Source organism: Streptomyces sp. NBC_00249 (genome assembly GCF_026342355.1).
GTDB lineage: Bacteria > Actinomycetota > Actinomycetes > Streptomycetales > Streptomycetaceae > Streptomyces.
Genome location: NZ_JAPEMV010000006.1, coordinates 299,645 through 314,604 on the forward strand (window position 1 = coordinate 299,645; position 14,960 = coordinate 314,604).

The 14,960-nt window shown below is 68.6% G+C and carries 16 protein-coding genes and 3 pseudogenes; 8 read left to right on the top strand and 11 right to left on the bottom strand.

From position 1 onward, the window contains the following. Window positions 1-39: 39 nt before the first annotated feature. Both OOK31_RS26210 and OOK31_RS26215 read right to left on the bottom strand, forming a co-directional pair. Window positions 40-255 (bottom strand): annotated as a pseudogene (locus tag OOK31_RS26210) (cation transporter); the annotation flags it as partial. After that, window positions 247-498: pseudogene (locus OOK31_RS26215) on the bottom strand (IS1380 family transposase); the annotation flags it as partial. The pseudogenes OOK31_RS26215 and OOK31_RS26210, both read right to left, overlap by 9 nt. Window positions 499-518: 20 nt before the next feature. Here OOK31_RS26215 and OOK31_RS26220 point away from each other — a divergent pair. Then, the gene (locus tag OOK31_RS26220; RefSeq protein WP_267090018.1) at window positions 519-1,748 is read left to right on the top strand and encodes a GNAT family N-acetyltransferase; all 1,230 of its coding nucleotides are present in this window, start codon (window positions 519-521) and stop codon (window positions 1,746-1,748) included. Window positions 1,749-1,766: 18 nt separating this feature from the next. On the opposite strand, the gene OOK31_RS26225 is transcribed toward OOK31_RS26220, so the two are convergent. Then, on the bottom strand, window positions 1,767-2,852 hold the full coding sequence (locus OOK31_RS26225) for an IS630 family transposase (RefSeq protein WP_267088385.1): 1,086 nt from the start codon (window positions 2,850-2,852) through the stop codon (window positions 1,767-1,769). A gap of 496 nt (window positions 2,853-3,348) precedes the next feature. On the opposite strand from OOK31_RS26225, the gene OOK31_RS26230 reads away from it, so the two are divergent. Continuing rightward, window positions 3,349-3,777, top strand: coding sequence for a hypothetical protein (locus OOK31_RS26230; RefSeq protein WP_267089803.1), 429 nt, complete (start codon window positions 3,349-3,351; stop codon window positions 3,775-3,777). Between the two features lie 287 nt (window positions 3,778-4,064). Here the strand turns inward: OOK31_RS26230 and OOK31_RS26235 are convergent. From OOK31_RS26235 to OOK31_RS26255, 5 genes and pseudogenes are all read right to left on the bottom strand, one after another. Continuing rightward, window positions 4,065-4,736, bottom strand: a pseudogene (locus OOK31_RS26235) (GNAT family N-acetyltransferase); the annotation flags it as partial. Between the two features lie 66 nt (window positions 4,737-4,802). Next, window positions 4,803-5,105 (bottom strand): YciI family protein, encoded by a 303-nt coding sequence (locus tag OOK31_RS26240; RefSeq protein WP_267090019.1) that lies wholly within the window; start codon window positions 5,103-5,105, stop codon window positions 4,803-4,805. An 89-nt stretch (window positions 5,106-5,194) separates the two neighbouring features. Then, window positions 5,195-6,130, bottom strand: coding sequence for a virginiamycin B lyase (locus OOK31_RS26245; protein WP_267089804.1), 936 nt, complete (start codon window positions 6,128-6,130; stop codon window positions 5,195-5,197). After that, entirely contained in the window at window positions 6,127-6,807 is a 681-nt protein-coding gene (locus OOK31_RS26250; protein WP_267089805.1) for a CatB-related O-acetyltransferase, read from the bottom strand. Before OOK31_RS26250 ends, OOK31_RS26245 begins: the two co-directional genes overlap by 4 nt. A gap of 418 nt (window positions 6,808-7,225) precedes the next feature. Further along, a complete protein-coding gene (locus OOK31_RS26255; protein WP_267089806.1) occupies window positions 7,226-7,897 on the bottom strand; it encodes a LysR family transcriptional regulator in 672 nt (223 codons plus the stop codon). A 463-nt stretch (window positions 7,898-8,360) separates the two neighbouring features. Between OOK31_RS26255 and OOK31_RS26260 the strand changes: the two genes are divergently transcribed. Then, on the top strand, window positions 8,361-8,972 hold the full coding sequence (locus OOK31_RS26260) for a class I SAM-dependent methyltransferase (RefSeq protein ID WP_267089807.1): 612 nt from the start codon (window positions 8,361-8,363) through the stop codon (window positions 8,970-8,972). On the opposite strand, the gene OOK31_RS26265 is transcribed toward OOK31_RS26260, so the two are convergent. Continuing rightward, window positions 8,944-9,828, bottom strand: a complete 885-nt coding sequence (locus OOK31_RS26265) for a DUF6454 family protein (protein ID WP_267089808.1) — start codon at window positions 9,826-9,828, stop codon at window positions 8,944-8,946. The two genes, OOK31_RS26260 and OOK31_RS26265, sit on opposite strands and share 29 nt — an antisense overlap. 576 nt (window positions 9,829-10,404) lie before the next feature. Between OOK31_RS26265 and OOK31_RS26270 the strand changes: the two genes are divergently transcribed. Genes OOK31_RS26270 through OOK31_RS26290 form a run of 5 tightly spaced genes read left to right on the top strand, consistent with a single transcriptional unit; the run spans window position 10,405 to window position 12,650 of the window. Next, window positions 10,405-10,731, top strand: coding sequence for a hypothetical protein (locus OOK31_RS26270; protein ID WP_267089809.1), 327 nt, complete (start codon window positions 10,405-10,407; stop codon window positions 10,729-10,731). Then, entirely contained in the window at window positions 10,719-11,315 is a 597-nt protein-coding gene (locus tag OOK31_RS26275; protein WP_267089810.1) for a hypothetical protein, read from the top strand. Before OOK31_RS26270 ends, OOK31_RS26275 begins: the two co-directional genes overlap by 13 nt. 23 nt (window positions 11,316-11,338) lie before the next feature. Next, the gene (locus tag OOK31_RS26280; RefSeq protein ID WP_267089811.1) at window positions 11,339-11,806 is read left to right on the top strand and encodes a peptidase inhibitor family I36 protein; all 468 of its coding nucleotides are present in this window, start codon (window positions 11,339-11,341) and stop codon (window positions 11,804-11,806) included. Window positions 11,807-11,844: 38 nt separating this feature from the next. Beyond that, a complete protein-coding gene (locus tag OOK31_RS26285) occupies window positions 11,845-12,306 on the top strand; it encodes an Ig-like domain-containing protein (RefSeq protein ID WP_267089812.1) in 462 nt (153 codons plus the stop codon). A gap of 23 nt (window positions 12,307-12,329) precedes the next feature. Then, window positions 12,330-12,650 (top strand): hypothetical protein, encoded by a 321-nt coding sequence (locus OOK31_RS26290; RefSeq protein WP_267089813.1) that lies wholly within the window; start codon window positions 12,330-12,332, stop codon window positions 12,648-12,650. Between the two features lie 172 nt (window positions 12,651-12,822). Here the strand turns inward: OOK31_RS26290 and OOK31_RS26295 are convergent, their stop codons facing one another. Continuing rightward, a complete protein-coding gene (locus OOK31_RS26295; protein WP_267089814.1) occupies window positions 12,823-13,524 on the bottom strand; it encodes a pyridoxamine 5'-phosphate oxidase family protein in 702 nt (233 codons plus the stop codon). 36 nt (window positions 13,525-13,560) lie between these two features. Further along, a complete protein-coding gene (locus OOK31_RS26300; RefSeq protein WP_323188253.1) occupies window positions 13,561-14,649 on the bottom strand; it encodes a globin domain-containing protein in 1,089 nt (362 codons plus the stop codon). Window positions 14,650-14,960: the final 311 nt, after the last annotated feature.

Below are 14,960 nucleotides of genomic sequence, written 5' to 3' on the forward strand. Positions count from 1 at the left end.
TGCCGGACCGGGGCCCGATGCGCCACAGGCTCCAAGGGCTCAGGCGCAGCAGTCACAGCCCGACTTGCAGCCGCATCCGCCCGCAATCTCAACAGGGTCTGGCGCAGCGGCCTGCGCAGTCGGTGCGCAGCAGTCCTTGCCCTGCCAGAGGTCGCGGCCTTCCTTGAGGGCAATGGCTGAGATGACGAGGGCGGCAATCGGGTCGGCCCAGGTCCAGCCGAGGGTGGCGTTGAGGAGACAGACGAGCAGCACGGCCAAGTCCCGGATCGCCTCGCCTCCGTCGGCGAGCATCGCGGCCAGGTCCACCGCGACGCGGCCCGGGTCGTACCCGGTCCCGTGCGGCCGCAGCCGGTGCAGAGCGTTGCTGAAGCCGCTGGTCAGCGTGGTGGCGTCGGCCAGATCCGCGAGCAGACGCCAGCCGGCGCGGTTGACCACCCCGTACCCGTCGGCGCTGACGACGAGCTGCGAAGAACTTGTTGGACGGGATGACTGGGCGATGCCACAGTCTGGCTGTGACCATGATCAGCAGCCATTCCGCACCTGTTTCGTTGCCCGACGGCCTCACCCTGCGACAGGCGAGGCCCGCAGATCTTGAGCAGATCGGCGCGCTCCTGTCCGAGCGCGGTGAGCCGGACGACGCGATCGACCACCGGCTGGTGGTCACCGACCCCGACGCGGGCCTGTCCGCCTGCGCCGTGGTTGTCGACGGCGACCGGGTCGTGTCCACCGCGACGCTCCTCGACGAAGAGGTGCGCATCGGAGGCGTCCGTCTGCCCGCCGGCCAGGTGGAACTGGTCGCCACCGAGAGCGAGTACGAGGGACGCGGGCTCGTGAGGGCGCTGATGCACTGGGCTCACGAGCGTTCCGCCGCGCGTGGCCACCTCGTCCAGGCGATGATCGGAATCCCGTACTTCTACCGGCTGTTCGGCTATGAGTACGCCATCGACATACCGCAGGCGCTGAACGTGAACGCCCTGCCGCCTGGCGAGGGAACGGCCACGCTCCGTGCCGCCCGGCCTTCCGACATCCCCTCCATGGCTGCCCTGCAAGCCTCGGCCCAGAGCGGGTTCGACGTGACCATGCCACACTCGGCAGCGTGCTGGCGATGGCTCCTGGACCACGAGGCGAGCAACCTCTGGGTTCTCGAGCACGCCGACACGGTCATTGCCACCGCGCGCACCACGCCTCCCGGTGAGGAGATGCTCCTGGCCGAGGCCGCGGCACGCGACGAGGCGGCGGCACGCGACCTCCTGAGCGGCGTCGCCGCCCTGGCACCCGGCGACCGGATACGGATCGTCCATCGGGCAGGCACCGTGACGGGCAACGCGTGGCAGGAGTTCATCGAGCACGAACCGCACCGGAACGCAGAGCAGTACTACATCCGCATCCCGGATGTCGCAGCGCTGCTCGACAAGCTGCGTCCGCTGTTCCGGCAGCGCCTCACCACGGCCGGGATCGACCGCACTGGCCGAGACATCGTCATCTCGACCTTCGGCGCCCACTACCGGATTCCCGTTCTCGCCGACGGGCTCGGTGAGGTCGTCACCGGCGGCCCGATACAGTCGCCCGGAGCTGTGGAAGGCGCCGGGGTGGCGCCCGACCATTTGGCCGCCCTGCTGTTCGGCCCGCACGGGATGGAAGGGCTGACCCGGATCCGCCCCGACGTCTACTCCGCGGACGAGGAGCTGTTCCAGGTGCTTTTCCCTCCACTCACCGCCGACGTACTCAGCTACTACCTCCCGTACTAGTGTCCTGCGCCGGAGCTCCTAGTGATCTGGTTTGGAGATCCTGTCGCAGTAGCGGCAGATGCGGTCGAGGATCTGGTCGGCGGTCTTGGTCCACTTGAAGGGCCGGGCCTCATCGTTCCAGACCTTGATCCAATTCTCGAGGGCGGCCTTGAGGTCGTCGAGGGAGCAGAACACTCCGCGTTCGAGGCAGCGTCGTTCCAGCTCGGCGAACCACCGCTCGACCTGATTGATCCATGACGAGTACGTGGGGGTGAAGTGGAGCTGGAAGCGGGGATGTGCCAGGAGCCACTTGTGCACCACGGGTGCTTTGTGAGCGGAGAGGTTGTCGCAGATCACGTGGACCGCCAGGCCCTTGCCGGTCTGGCGGTCGATCTCGTCGAGGAAGTCCCGGAAGTCCACGGCCCGGTGCTGCGCGGACAGTTTTGTGATCACCTTGCCCGTCGCGGTGTTCAACGCGGCGAACAGGTCGACGGTGCCGTGGCGGACGTAGTCGAAACTCCGCCGCTCGGGCACCCCGGGCAGCATCGGCAGCACCGGCGCGGTCCGCTCCAGGGCCTGGATCTGCGGTTTCTCATCCACCGCGAACACGACGGCGTTCGCCGGCGGGGCCAGGTAGAGGCCCACCACGTCACGGACCTTGTCGATCAGGAACGGGTCCGGTGAGATCTTGAACGTCTCGGTCCGCCATGGCTGCAGACCGAACGCATGCCAGATCCTCAGCACACTCGCAGGCGAGATCCCCACGACCTTGGCCAGCTCCCGCTTCGACCAGTGCGTCCCACCCGCAGGGGTCTCCTCAAGAGTGCGGACCACCACCTCTTCCACCTGGGCGTCGGTGATGCTCCTCGGCACCCCGGGCCGCGGTTCGTCCGCCAGGCCCTCCAGCCGGTCCCGCAGGAACCGGGTCCGCCATCTGGCCACCGTCTTGCGCTCTGTGTCCAGCCGCGCAGCGACCATCGTGTTGTTCCACCCACGCGCGCACGCCAACACGATCCGCGCGCGCTGGGCCAGGCCCTGCGCCGTTGAACGCCGCTTGGCCCAGCTCTCCAGCGTCAGTCGTTCAGCCTCCGACAGCACCACTGGCGGGAGCCTGTTATCGCCCATCCCACCAGGACACCGGACCGATCCGGGCCCCGTCAGGCAGAACCCAAGATCTGAAACAGAACACGCCTCATGGGGCGAGCCCAGACCTCAAAACCAGATCACTAGGTAGTTCCGGCGCAGGCTCGAACGGCCAACGCGCCTGATCGACGTCCGGAACCCCGGTCGCCGAGGCGCGGCAGATCTACCGACGGATCACTGACGCAGGACACTAGCCTCCGCCTTTCAGTTGGGTTCTCCTCCAGCAGGAGCGTTGAGGCGTTCGACCTTGCCGTTCGTCTGGGGCCGATAGGGCCGGGTTCACTTGCCGCGTTGCGGCAGCTCGTTGCCCGGGGACTTGCGCAGCTGTTGAGGCCCTGCCTGACTGCGTCGGGAGCACCGGCGCTCAAGTCCTGGCCTGGGGCTTCTGCGTCTCCATGGCACCGGCCGACGAAGTGCCCATGGGTGTGGGCGGCGTGCCACCAACCTTGGTCCGGATAGGGTGATAATCATAGTTGAGATGGACTATGGCGATTATGGCCATCACAGTCCTGATGATGTGAAGTTGGTTCAGGAGGCGGCCGCGGTCGCTGTTTCCTGGGTTCTCGGGGGAGAGCTAACGCGCCGGCAGTCAGACCTGTTGGCCATCGGCTACCACATGAGCGGCCACCAGGCGGTTGGGGACTCGGGGTGGGTCTACGACTGGGAGAGGGCCCTTCGTGGCGTCCTTGACGGTGCGACCGACAGCGAGGAGAGCCGTCGGCTTGTGGCTGTGGCGAAGGAGACGGCGCTGCGGGACATGCGGAATCACCTGCATTGCGTCGTCGAGATGGACTGGTGGTTTCGCAGCGAGGACTGGCCGGGTTACCACGAAATCCTGCGCAGGATCATCGCCGCCGGCGGACCAGAGGCCCAAGAGACGACGGGTCCGGCCGGCGCCGAGTTGTAGTGCTGGGCACTCTGCGGGGATGTCCGCGCCTGGGAACGCGAGCGCGGTCGTCCTGGTCAGGTTTTGCTTGACGTCAAGCCTGTTCTGCACGGCGCGCTGTGAGGACAACCTGGCATCCGGCGCGGATACCGGCCACCGGCCGCCGCTCATAGCAGCGCTTCCAGCCGGATGGGCAGGTCCGTCAGACGTTTGCCGGTGGCGTTGAACACCGCGTTCCCGATGGCCGCCGGGACTCCCACGATGGTGATCTCCCCCAGCCCCTTGACCCCGAGGACCACGGCGGCGGGCGCGTGCACGCGGGTGCCCTCGGCGAGGATCTCGTCGATGTAGCCGTTGCCGCGCTGTGCGGGCAGGACACCGATGTACGCGGTGATCGGGTGGTAGTTGTTGCGGGCCGGGACCACGAAGCCCACTGGACCGCCACCGTCGGCGAGTTCGGCGATGTGCCACCACGCGTGCGGGCTCTTGAACCCGGCGAACTCTCCGTCGTAGTGCCGTTCCGCCGCCTCGCGCGGGCTCAGCGCGGATGCCAGTTGCGCCTGGCCGTGGGCGTCGAGGGTGCCCGGCCATGACCGAGGCCATCAGGGCGACGAGGTTCTCGCGGTCGGCCACCGGGCGGAAGACGAGACGCCCCTTGGACTCCGGGAGTAGGGACGACGGGGTCCACTGCAGCCGCAGCCGCTCGACCAGCAGCCGTGCGCCCGTGCTCTCCAGCACGCGCGTGCGCGATTCACCTCGCGGGCTGCGGGGTCCTCGTGCCAGTCGGGCGGGACGAAGCGGCCGTACTCCGGCAGCTTTGCGCCCGCCGGGAAGACGGTCGCCGTCCAGGGCCACACCCAGGCCCACTCGGGGCGGCGGCAGCCGCCGGCGAAGTCGTCGGTCAGTTCGTGGTCGAGGACGTAGGAGAGCCGGCAGAAGAGGTCGATCTCCTCGGGGCCGGTCAGAGGTCGGTAGCTCACCGATGTCAGTGTCCATTCAACTCCTGTGAACGGACGCAGCGTTCCGGGCCCGGCGCATCGTGCTGGTCAGGCACGCCGGGTGTCCGGGCAGAGGGCGTCGAGGGCCGCATGCTGCTCAGGCCGATTCGAGGAGGGGCGGATTTCGAGCGCCTCCGGGGTGGGGAAGCCGCGGGCCAGCTCGATGGCCTCGGCGTGGTCGGCAACTTCCAGCACGAACCAGCCTCCGAGGGTCTCCTCGCCGCTGTGCACCGGTCCCTCGGTCACCGCTGCGGACCCGTCCGCCGTCTTGCGCACGGTGACGGGGCCCTGGTCCTCGGAGTCGAGCGCGTCACCGCCCGCCAGTTTGCCCGCTGCTGCGAGCTCGCTGATCCAGGTGTCCTACGCCTTCCGGTGGGCGTCGCGGTCGGTCCGGATGCGGGCGCGTGAGGCATGTGTCTCGAAGATCACGAGGGCGTACTTCATGAGGCGTTCCTCTGTTCGGTGTGCTTGGTGGTGATGGTGGTTCTGGTGGTAGTTGGTTTGATGCGGGCGAGTGCGCCTGTCTCCAGGGCCGTCCACAGGGCGCCGTCCGGGCCCACCGTGATCCCGTGCGGCTCGGAGGCCGGGGTGGGCAGGTCATGGACGGTGACCGTGCCGTCGGAGATGACCGAGCCGACCCGGTTGCCGCCCCACTCGGTGAACCACGCCGTGCCGTCGGCGTCGGTGGTGACGGCGTGCGGCCGGGCCGAGCGGTCGGGCAGCGGGTACTCGGTGATCCGGCCGTCAGGCGTTCTCCGGCCGATCTGACCGGCCGCGATCTCGGTGAACCAGATGCTTCCGTCCGGGCCCGCGGCGATTCCGACCGGTGCGGCCGCCTCGGTGGGCAGTTCGTGGACCGTGATGCGGCCGTCCATGCCAATGCGCCCGATGGCGTTGGCCTGGTTCATCGTGAACCACATCGCGTCCCCGGCCGGCGCGATCGCGGAAGGGAACGCGCCGGTGCGCGGCAGCGGGTACTCCGTGACCGTTCCCTCGGTGGTGAGGCGGCCGATACGGTCGGCGGCGGTCTCGGTGAACCACAGCGCGCCGTCCGGCCCCGCGGCGATACCGAAGGGACCGCACTCCGCGGTCGGCAGCGAGAACTCCGACACCCGGCCGGCCGTCGTGATCCTGCCGATCCGGTGCGCCCGGTACTCCGTGAACCACAGTGCACCGTCCGGCCCGTTGCAGATGACCGTCGGACCGCAGTCCGGGGCGAGCTGATGACTGGTCGGCTCCTGCCCCGGGACCAGCCGGCCGATCCTGCCGTTGTGCACCATGGTGAACCACAGCGCGCTGTCCGCGCCCGTGGTGATCGCGTACGGGCCGCTGTCGCGACCGGACACCGCGTACTCCTCGATGGCCGGGGGCGTCACTGCTGCTGCTCCAGACCTTCGGCGGTGGCGATGCGCTCGATGTCCTGCGGGGATCCGGCCATGATGGTGCGGGCGTGCGCGGTCACCAGCTCGACGGGCCAGTCCCACCAGGCGGCCCGTGTGAGCCGTTCGATGTCGCTGTCGTCGAAGCGCTGTCTGATCGGTCTGGCCGGGTTCCCGCCCACGATGGTGTATGGCGGCACGTCGGCGGTGACCACCGCTCCGGCCGCGATCACCGCGCCGTCGCCGATCCGAATCCCCGGCATCACGGTGGCTCCGTATCCGAACCACACGTCGTTGCCGACCACCGTGTCCCCGCGGCTGGGCATGCCGGTGACGAGGTCGAGGGTCTGCTCGGTCCACTCCCCGCCGAACATGGTGAAGGGGAAGGTGGACACCCCCATCGACGGGTGGTCGGCGCCCGCCATCAGGAACCGGGTGCCCGTGGCGATCGCGCAGTACTTGCCGATGATCAGCCGTTCCGGACCGTAGGCGTACAGCACGTTGCGCTGCGCGAAGTCGGTCGCCCCGTAGGGGTCGTCGTAGTAGGTGAAGTCACCCACCACTACGTTCGTCCCGGCAACCAGTGGTTTGAGGAAGACGACCCGCTCGTGGGCGGGGAGTGGATGGATGGTGGCCGGGTCAGGTGCCTGGGCAGCGTTCGGGTCAGATGTCACGCGGGAATCTCTCCGTGGGGGTTCGTGCTCGGCGGGCGGAGCCCGGGCGGCGAGGCCCTATGGCCAATGAGGTACGCGCCTTCCGCGCGCGGTCCACGCCCTTCGGGTCGTCGGCCGAATTGAGCGGGGCCGGTCCTGCGGCCTCATGCCGGCTCATGTCACCTGCGGGAGGCTGCCTCCCGGCTCGGTACCCAGCATGCCTACCGGGCGGCCCGGGAGCAACGGCCGATCTTTGTCGGACGGAGCGGCTGCAACACGCGTTAGAGCTTGGGGGCGACGAGGCGAGCTCTTCTACGCCTCCGGTTTGAACTGTGTGCAGCCGGCTCGCCGACCTGGGGTCACAGGGACATCGGACCGAGGTCTTCAACGACCTTGGCCAAGCCGCGAATCTGCTCGGTCTCGCTGCTCGTGTGCCAGCTCAAGGCCCAGCGGCTGAGCGCGGCGTCATGGATCGGGATGTAGGCGATGTCAGGCCGCCCGTAGTAGCGCAGCGCGTGCGCGTGCACGGGGCACACCGCTTGCCCGCTGGCGACGATGGCGAGTAGTTGCGTGCCGTCGACTGCCGCCGGCCCTCGGGGGATCGGCCGCACAACACGACGGGTTCGGTGTAGGCAACCGGGCCCACCGTGAGGTCGGGTTCCCTGATGGGGAGCCAGGCGAGCAGGACATCGATCGTGTCGTGGCGCAGTGCGGCGAAAGGGTCGTTGTATCCCACGGCGCGGATCTGCACCGTGCAGGCGGGGTGGCGGGATGAGAATTCGTCGAGGACGGGCCTCAGGTCCTCGACGTTACTGGACGTCATGCCCAGGCGCAGCACCTCGGTCCTCCCCTTCGCGGCCAGCGCGGCCCGTTCCAGACTCCGCTGAAGACCGCGGTGCACCGGAAGCAGATCGTCGTGCAACTGCTGACCGAGCGGGGTAAGGCTGACGTGATGGCTGGTGCGGGCGAAGAGCGCGCCGCCGATCTGCCGTTCCTGCTTCTTGATGGCCTGGCTGACTCGCGCCACGGTGACGTGCAGCCGTTCGGCTGTCCGGCCGAAGTGCAGCTCCTTTGCGAGCGTCAGGAAGATCTCGATGTCTCTGATCTCCACGCGGCCCTCCCTCTGCCCTATTGGCCGTCAGGTTAACGCGCCTTGCGGGAAGAATTGTTGTCGGGAGCTCTGCTGGCGGGAGGCTGTGATCACTGAGGTCGGACACGGGGCGGCACACCGGGTCGAACGCCTGAGGCAGCTGCGCAGCGCCCTGCCGATGCGGCACCCGGTGAGCGGGAGGCAGGCGCTCAATCGGCACGGAAAGGCCGGCTCCGCTCCCACGGCGGGAACGTGAAGAACATGAGCAACACCTTCCGGACCGAATGGCGCCAGTGCGACGCCGACGCCATCGCCGGAAGCTTCGGAAAGGGCTGACCTCCCGGCGCCAAACTGGTGGGCACGGCAGGCTGCCCTCGCAGTGTCACCTCCCATGCCCGTCGGCCAACGGCTCTTTCCGGCCCTTCCCCCGGCGGGAGGACGCCCGTTGTTTGCCTGTCGTTCGGGCGGGGGTAGCTGTCGGGGCATGCGTGATTTAGTGCGGGAGCAGTACTACCGGCATCGTGCCCCGGTCTACGACGAGACCAGCTACCGCGGCGATCCCGTGGTGAACGCCGGCCTGGACCGGGAAACCGCCGACATCGGGAAACTGCTCACCGCGCTGCCCGAAGGGCGGGTGCTCGACGTGGGATGCGGGACCGGCGTGTGGACCCAGTTTCTGCGCGGCCCGGTCGTTGCCCTGGACCAGAGCGCGGAGATGCTCGAGCTGACCCACGCCCGGGCGCCCTGGGCAGAGCGTGTCCGGGCCCTGTTCCCGCCCCTGCCGTTCACCGCCAGCGCCTTCGACCGCATCGTCACCGCGAACTTCTACGGACTGCTCCGGCCCGCGGAGCGGGCCGTGTTCCTCGCCGAGGCGCGCCGTACGGCGCGCGAGCTGATCGTGATCGACCTACGCAGCGACGGCGACCTCCACGAGGAGAAGACAGAGCTGCGCTCCGTCGCCGACACCACGTACCCCATCTACCGGCGCCGGTTCACCCCGCAGAGCCTTTGCTCGGAGCTGAACGGCGAGCTGATGTTCGAGGGGCTCTTCTTCCTCGCTGTCCGGGTCATGGGGCCAGCGGTGTCTCCAGGGTGATCAGGTGCGATTCGCCCGCCGTTTCCCCGTCGTCGGGGACGGCGAACATCCGAAGGACGCGCCCGTCCGTCTCCAGGTGCACCGCGTTGTACGTGACCACTCGGCCGGCCGGTGAGAGTACGGTCACCGGCGCTTCGTGCTCGATGCGGCCGGAGGCGATGTCGACGACGGCGATCCCGCCGAGGCTGAAGACGCCGGCCCCGGCCAGGGGGTATTCCGCGATGCCCGTGCACACCATGTGGCCGCCGCCCGCGGTCACACAGGTCTGGTAGTCGACGAAGTGGCTCTTGTTGTCGACCCGGTGGGTGAGCTTCCCGTCGACCGTGAAGGTGAGCAGTCGCCGGGAACCCCAGGTGACGGCGTGCAGCAGGCCGCTGTGGCGGTCGCGCACCATTCCGCCGATGTGGTCGTCGAAGCGGAAGGCTTCCCGCACTTCCAGAGTGTCGGGGTCCACCTGGTAGACGATGCTGTGGGAGTCGGGCCGGTATTCCGCTGTCGGCACCCATAGTGATTCGCCGTCGAAGTCGATACCACCCGGGTGGTAGATCGTCCCCTCGCCCACGCTCACCCGGCCCAGCGCCGCACCGTCGGCGTCTGTGACGAACACATGTCCCTGGCCCCGGCCGGGAGTTCGGTCGTAGCCGTCCACCGGCCCGTCGTGGAAGCGGGTCGGCTCGGTGATCTCCGCCGTTGACACGTACAGGCGGTGGTCATGGCCGCGCGTGACGCCTTGAGGGTGGTGAGCGGGGAAGTCCAGCGGCGCCCGCCCGACCACCGCCCAGGGCGTGCTCCGGGTCAACTGCCGCACCGCCACGACGACGGCTTCGTTCGAGTCGTCACACACACCCGCGGACACCACGGAATCAGAAAGGCTCATCACCGGTGAACGAGTTCTCCCCGAGCCCGTAACGGGAACGATGCCCGCAGCGCCGGGGCACGGCATCCCGGCGGGGATCGTCGGCCGTTGCCTGATGAGCGGACTCCCGCGAGGGGTCCGTATCGAGTCGTGTCCCTTTGGGACGCGCTGTTGCGCCCGGGGTGGCCCCGCTTGCTTCACACCGAACATCCCAGCGTGGGAACGCCCGTTCCCTTCGGGTACTCGGATGGGTGACAGTCCGTGTCCCGTGATCATCTTGACCGCTTAGGCAGCGTGATCATCCCCGCCCGTCCTGCCCACTGCGGCTGCGCTGCCAGCTGTCCGTGGCCGGTTGGTATTTGCCCTTTGCACTGCTGGGCGGGACCCGGACCACGACCTGGGAGAACCATGTCCCCCTCACCGCCCGCCCCTGGTGCTCGCTCCCGCGGGCGCACTCGCTCCCTGCGCGCGGCGGCGCTGTCCGCCTGCGCACTCGCTCTCTGCACCGCAGCGCCCGCACTCGGTGCCCAGACCTCCGCCGCCGAGCCGGCCTGCTCGGGGAGTCCCGGTCCCGAGATGCAGGTCACCGGTGGCACCGTGACCTGGTGTGCGCTGCCTGACGGTGGGCGGCTGACCTTCAAGAACACCGGCCGCGCCTACGCCAACCTGTCGCTGGTCATCTACGAGTGCGACGGCGGCAAGGCCCCGAACGTCGACGCCGCGAAGTGCGCGAAGTCGCTGAAGAGCAGCTCCGACATCATCTGGCGACAGGTGAAGTCGAAGCAGAGCGTCGACGCGGACTTCGACATTCCCAAGGGCTCCAACGCGCAGGTGTGGTGGACGTCCGACACCTCCGACAAGGCCTCCGACCTCAAGCTGCTGGGGACGCCGTGGAACTCCTGACCTCATCCCGAGCGGCGCTCGCCGCGCTGCTGCTGGCCACCGCCGCGCCGCTGCTGGGCGCGCCGCAGCCTGCCCTCGCCCAGCAGAACACCGTCGAGTGCGACGGCAAGTGGCACTTCGAGCCCGTCGGCGATCCGGTGTTCAAGCGTGAGATCGCCGACAAGTTCACCCTGGACAACCGCAACGGCCCCGAGCCGCTGGACCGCACCGAGAAGACCAAGGAGAGCCTGACCAAAACCTTCTCTCACTCGGTCAACCTGGGCTACGAGCTCTCCACCGAAGCGAGCGGTGGCTTCGGGGTGTTCTCGGCCAGCGTCAGCAGCAAGTTCTCCGCCTCCTACGGCTTCGCCTTCGCTCAGGAGAACAAGGTCGAGAAGGAGACGGAGGTGCGCCTGACCGCCGGTCCCGGAGTCGGCTACACCTACTACGTCGGCATCGAAACCGTTCAGGTCACCGGCTACTACGAGCGGATCCTCAACTGCGACACGCCCACCCAGCGCTACCAGCGCATCGGCCCCGTCGTCGAGGAAGCACCGCTCAAGGGCAAGGCCGTATGGACCGAGACCCTGCCGGGGTCCAAGTGACGACCCATGAGGTGACGACAGCGATGGACATCCAGCTTCGAGGCGGCCGTGCGGCGCGCGCGACCAGGGCAGTCGTGGCGCTGGCCGGTGCGGTGGCGCTCACGTGGGGCGTCAGCGCGGCAGCGGGTGCCGCTCCGCCGCCGGGCGGGTACCCGCCCGGCGTGCACATCCTCAACGGCAACGGCAAGGACAGCAAGCACACACCGTGCCCAGCCGGCTGGGTGTGCGTTTATGACGGCGTGGATTACAAGTTCGGGGCGCTCGCCGTCCTGCCGGGCACCGAGGTCTCCGACGTCGAGCAGATCAAGCTCCCTGACGGCGGCACCTTCACCGGAGACGACGGGATCTCCGCGTGGGTGAACAACTCGCCCGTCCGCTACTGCTGGTACGACAAGAAGGGGTTCGTCGGCACGTCCCACGAGATGGCGCCCTCCGGTAAGGACCGCCAAGTCTCGCCCAGTGACGGCCTGAAGTCCTTCAGGCCCTGCTGACCTCTCGTGTCCCCTCTTCAACCCCGGAAGGAACGCCAGTGAGCTTCCCCCTCAAGCGCAGCGCGGCAGCGGTTGCCACCGCCGTACTCGGCGTGGTGCTTGCCGCGACCGGCGGCCAGGCCCATGCCTCTCTGACCACCACGGCGCAGGCCGCTCCCCGCGCCTCCGCCCTCGGCGACTCCACCTCCCAGGTGGACCGACTCTGGGCCCTCGAAGGCGACGAGCAGACGGTCAAGGCCGGCCAGCAGGTGCCCGTACGGCTCAAGGTCCGGGCGGTCAACGCCAACCACAAGCCCGTCGAAGGCGCCACCATCACCTTCTCCACCCCCGGGCCCGGCCTGAAGTTCCCCAACGGGGACGACGACACCACCGTCACCACCGACAAGGACGGCTACGCCACCGCGCCGGTCCTCAAGGCCACCGGCCAGCCGGGCGCCGACCTGGTCACCGCCCATGCGGGCAGCAAGGCGCAGGTCGCCTTCGAGATCACCATCAGCTGACGAGAACTCGGAGAACATCCCCCATGAGCATCACGCCTGCTCGCCCGCCCCGGCGCTACCGCCGGGCCGCGGTCGCCGTGACGGCCGCTGTCCTGCTGACCGGCGCGGGTGCCGTGGCGGTCGCTTCCGCCACGCCGACTCCCGCACCAAAGGCGGAGAGCACCGCCACCCAGGTGGCCAATCCCCGCTGGGAGTACCGCTGGGCGCTCGCCCAGCCTGGCGGCAAGAACGTCGGCGACCTCGAAAAGCTCGGCAAGGAGGGCTGGGAGGCGGTCGCCCCGGTCAACGCATACACGGGCGACCGATGGAACTTCCTCCTCAAGCGTCAGCTGACCGACCAGTAGCTCCTCGACAGGCGATGCGCCGGGCCGGCCGGCCTGCATGCCCGTGCTGGCCCTTCGGTCCGGCGGACGCGCATTGGGTTGTTGCGAGCGTGGCCTCGTCACCCCACGTCGCGGAAGGACGAGTGGCGACCCGCCAGCCTGGTGGGCCGCCTGAGGTGGGCAGGAGCCCACGTCAGGCACGTCCGCCGAGTCCCGGGAGCAGCGATCGAAGTCGGTCGATTCCCGCGCTCGTTCCTGCCCGAGCTCGTGCCCGCCGTTCACCGAACGCTCGCCCAGTGTCCGTATGGGGCTTGGTGAAGTAGTCCGGGTCCTTCGGGCGGGCTGCGTCATGACGGGTGGGACGGGGGGCTGGTTCCAGGTGGGGTATGTACTTGGAGCAGTGGATGTAGGCCTCCTCGACGGTGAGGCGGACCCATATTTCGGGACTGCGCCCGGGCGCGATGTCGGTGGGCAGGCCGGGGTGGATGTGGCGTAGGTCCGTGTCTCGGTAGAGATGGGCCACGCCGTTGACGTGAAGCCCTACGTGATGGTGGGTGAAGTCCACGAAGAGCATGCCGAGGTGGGGGTTCTCGGTCATGTTGCCCGCGCTGGCGAGCACGCCGTTCCCCCGGAATTCGGGGTAGGCGAGCGTGTGGTCGTCGATCACGTGGACAAATCCCGGGGGTCCGGCCCGGAAGCTGGCATCGCACTCCCCGTGGGAGTCGGCCGTGGCCAGGAAGACCATGGCCTGGCGGCCTATGAAGTCCCGCATCTCGGGCGTGAGGTGGGGACGTACCTGTTGGTCGTAGAACCGGGCGGCGCGGTCGGTGGTGCCCAGTTGTTGTTGCAGCTGGTGTTCACCTGCTGATCCGAAAGGCGGCGGAGGCAAGGTCACGAGGGGTTCTCCTGGCAGGGCGGATGAGGGGGCGGCTCAGGGAGTGGACAGGACGGGAGTCTCGAACGGGTCGTGATGGATGCGTTCGGGCAGAGTGCCGCCCAGGGTGAGGGTCTCGCCGGCGGAGACGACCATCTGAACCGGGCCGCTGAGAAAGACGTCGTGCTGGTACCACGGCCCGTACTCGGCCAGTACTTCCGGCAGGGAACCCCGGATCCCGGGGATGTGCTCATGGGAGACTGCGCCCCTGATGGTCAGCCAGTGGTGCCGTTGGGACATCCGGAGCATGTCGTCGACCCCGTACAGCTCGTCACCGGTGCGGGCGCCGAGGAACAGGTCCACCTGATGGCGCCCCCCTCGACGGGCGACCTCTTCAATGAGTGCGCGGATCGGGGCGAGACCGGTGCCCCCGGCCACGAAGAGCAGTTCGCGGTGGACGGCCGCGTCCAGGACCATGTCGCCCATCGGGGGCCCCAGCCGGAGTTCATCGCCCACCACCGCTCGGTGCACCAGTGCCTCGCTGACCGATCCGCCGGGAACTGCGCGCACGTGAAAGGTGAGCGTGCCGTCCTCACGAGGCGCATTGGCGGCGGAGTAATAGCGCCACTGCTTCGGCCACCACGGGGTCTCGACGCTCACGTACTGTCCGGCGGAGTACTCGTACGGCATGTCGGGACGTACGGTGATTTCGGCGATGCCGTGTCCGCGCGGGACCCGGTGCACGACCGTGGCGGGCCACACGGCGGGCCGCACCGCCGCGTCCTGCTCGGCCGCGCTGATCATGACCCCTGCGACCGTGCCGTACGCCTTGGTCCAAGCGGCGGCGATGTCCGTGGTCCACGCGGGGCCGGCGTAGCGGGCCAGAGAGGCGAGGAGGCACTCGCCCACGGCCGGGAAGTGCGCGGCGAGGGTGCCGAACTTACGGTGATCGCGTCCGAGGTGACCGCAGAAGCGGACCAGGCTCCCGGGGTCGTCGACGAGGTCCACGATGCGCAACAGCGCGCGCAGAAGGCGACCGCGCTGAGCATCCATCCCTGGCGGGAACATCGGACGGACCTCGGGATGGCGAGCGAACAGGATGGCGTAGAAGTAGACCGTCATCTCCCCTGCAAGGGGCTCTACCACCGACAGGGATGCCCTTATGAGGTCTATCTCGTGATCCGACAAAGCCGCCTCGACGGGCTCCGGCTCTCCGGTGCCTACGACCGGGGCGGGTACCGGGACTTCCGGAGACGGGAGGGCGGAGGTGTTGCCTGGGCGGCTGATCCAGAACCTCAAGGGACCAGCACTCCCCCATCTGCCCTTCGACTGAATCTCGGTCCAACGGGAGTGGCATGGGAGTCGAATCGGGCGGTCATGAGTCCTCATTTGGGGTACGGGGTCAAAGAAACGGATGAAGAACTTCCGGATTTGATGCAATCCTCATTGCGGATCAC

Excerpts from the sequence above, each read along its gene's own strand:
- OOK31_RS26260 (WP_267089807.1), top strand. The coding sequence starts at position 8,361 with ATGCGTGATTTAGTGCGGGAGCAGTACTACCGGCATCGTGCCCCGGTC.
- OOK31_RS26280 (WP_267089811.1), top strand. The coding sequence starts at position 11,339 with ATGGACATCCAGCTTCGAGGCGGCCGTGCGGCGCGCGCGACCAGGGCA.
- OOK31_RS26290 (WP_267089813.1), top strand. The coding sequence starts at position 12,330 with ATGAGCATCACGCCTGCTCGCCCGCCCCGGCGCTACCGCCGGGCCGCG.
- OOK31_RS26225 (WP_267088385.1), bottom strand. The coding sequence starts at position 2,852 with ATGGGCGATAACAGGCTCCCGCCAGTGGTGCTGTCGGAGGCTGAACGA.
- OOK31_RS26230 (WP_267089803.1), top strand. The coding sequence starts at position 3,349 with ATGGACTATGGCGATTATGGCCATCACAGTCCTGATGATGTGAAGTTG.
- OOK31_RS26270 (WP_267089809.1), top strand. The coding sequence starts at position 10,405 with ATGCAGGTCACCGGTGGCACCGTGACCTGGTGTGCGCTGCCTGACGGT.
- OOK31_RS26220 (WP_267090018.1), top strand. The coding sequence starts at position 519 with ATGATCAGCAGCCATTCCGCACCTGTTTCGTTGCCCGACGGCCTCACC.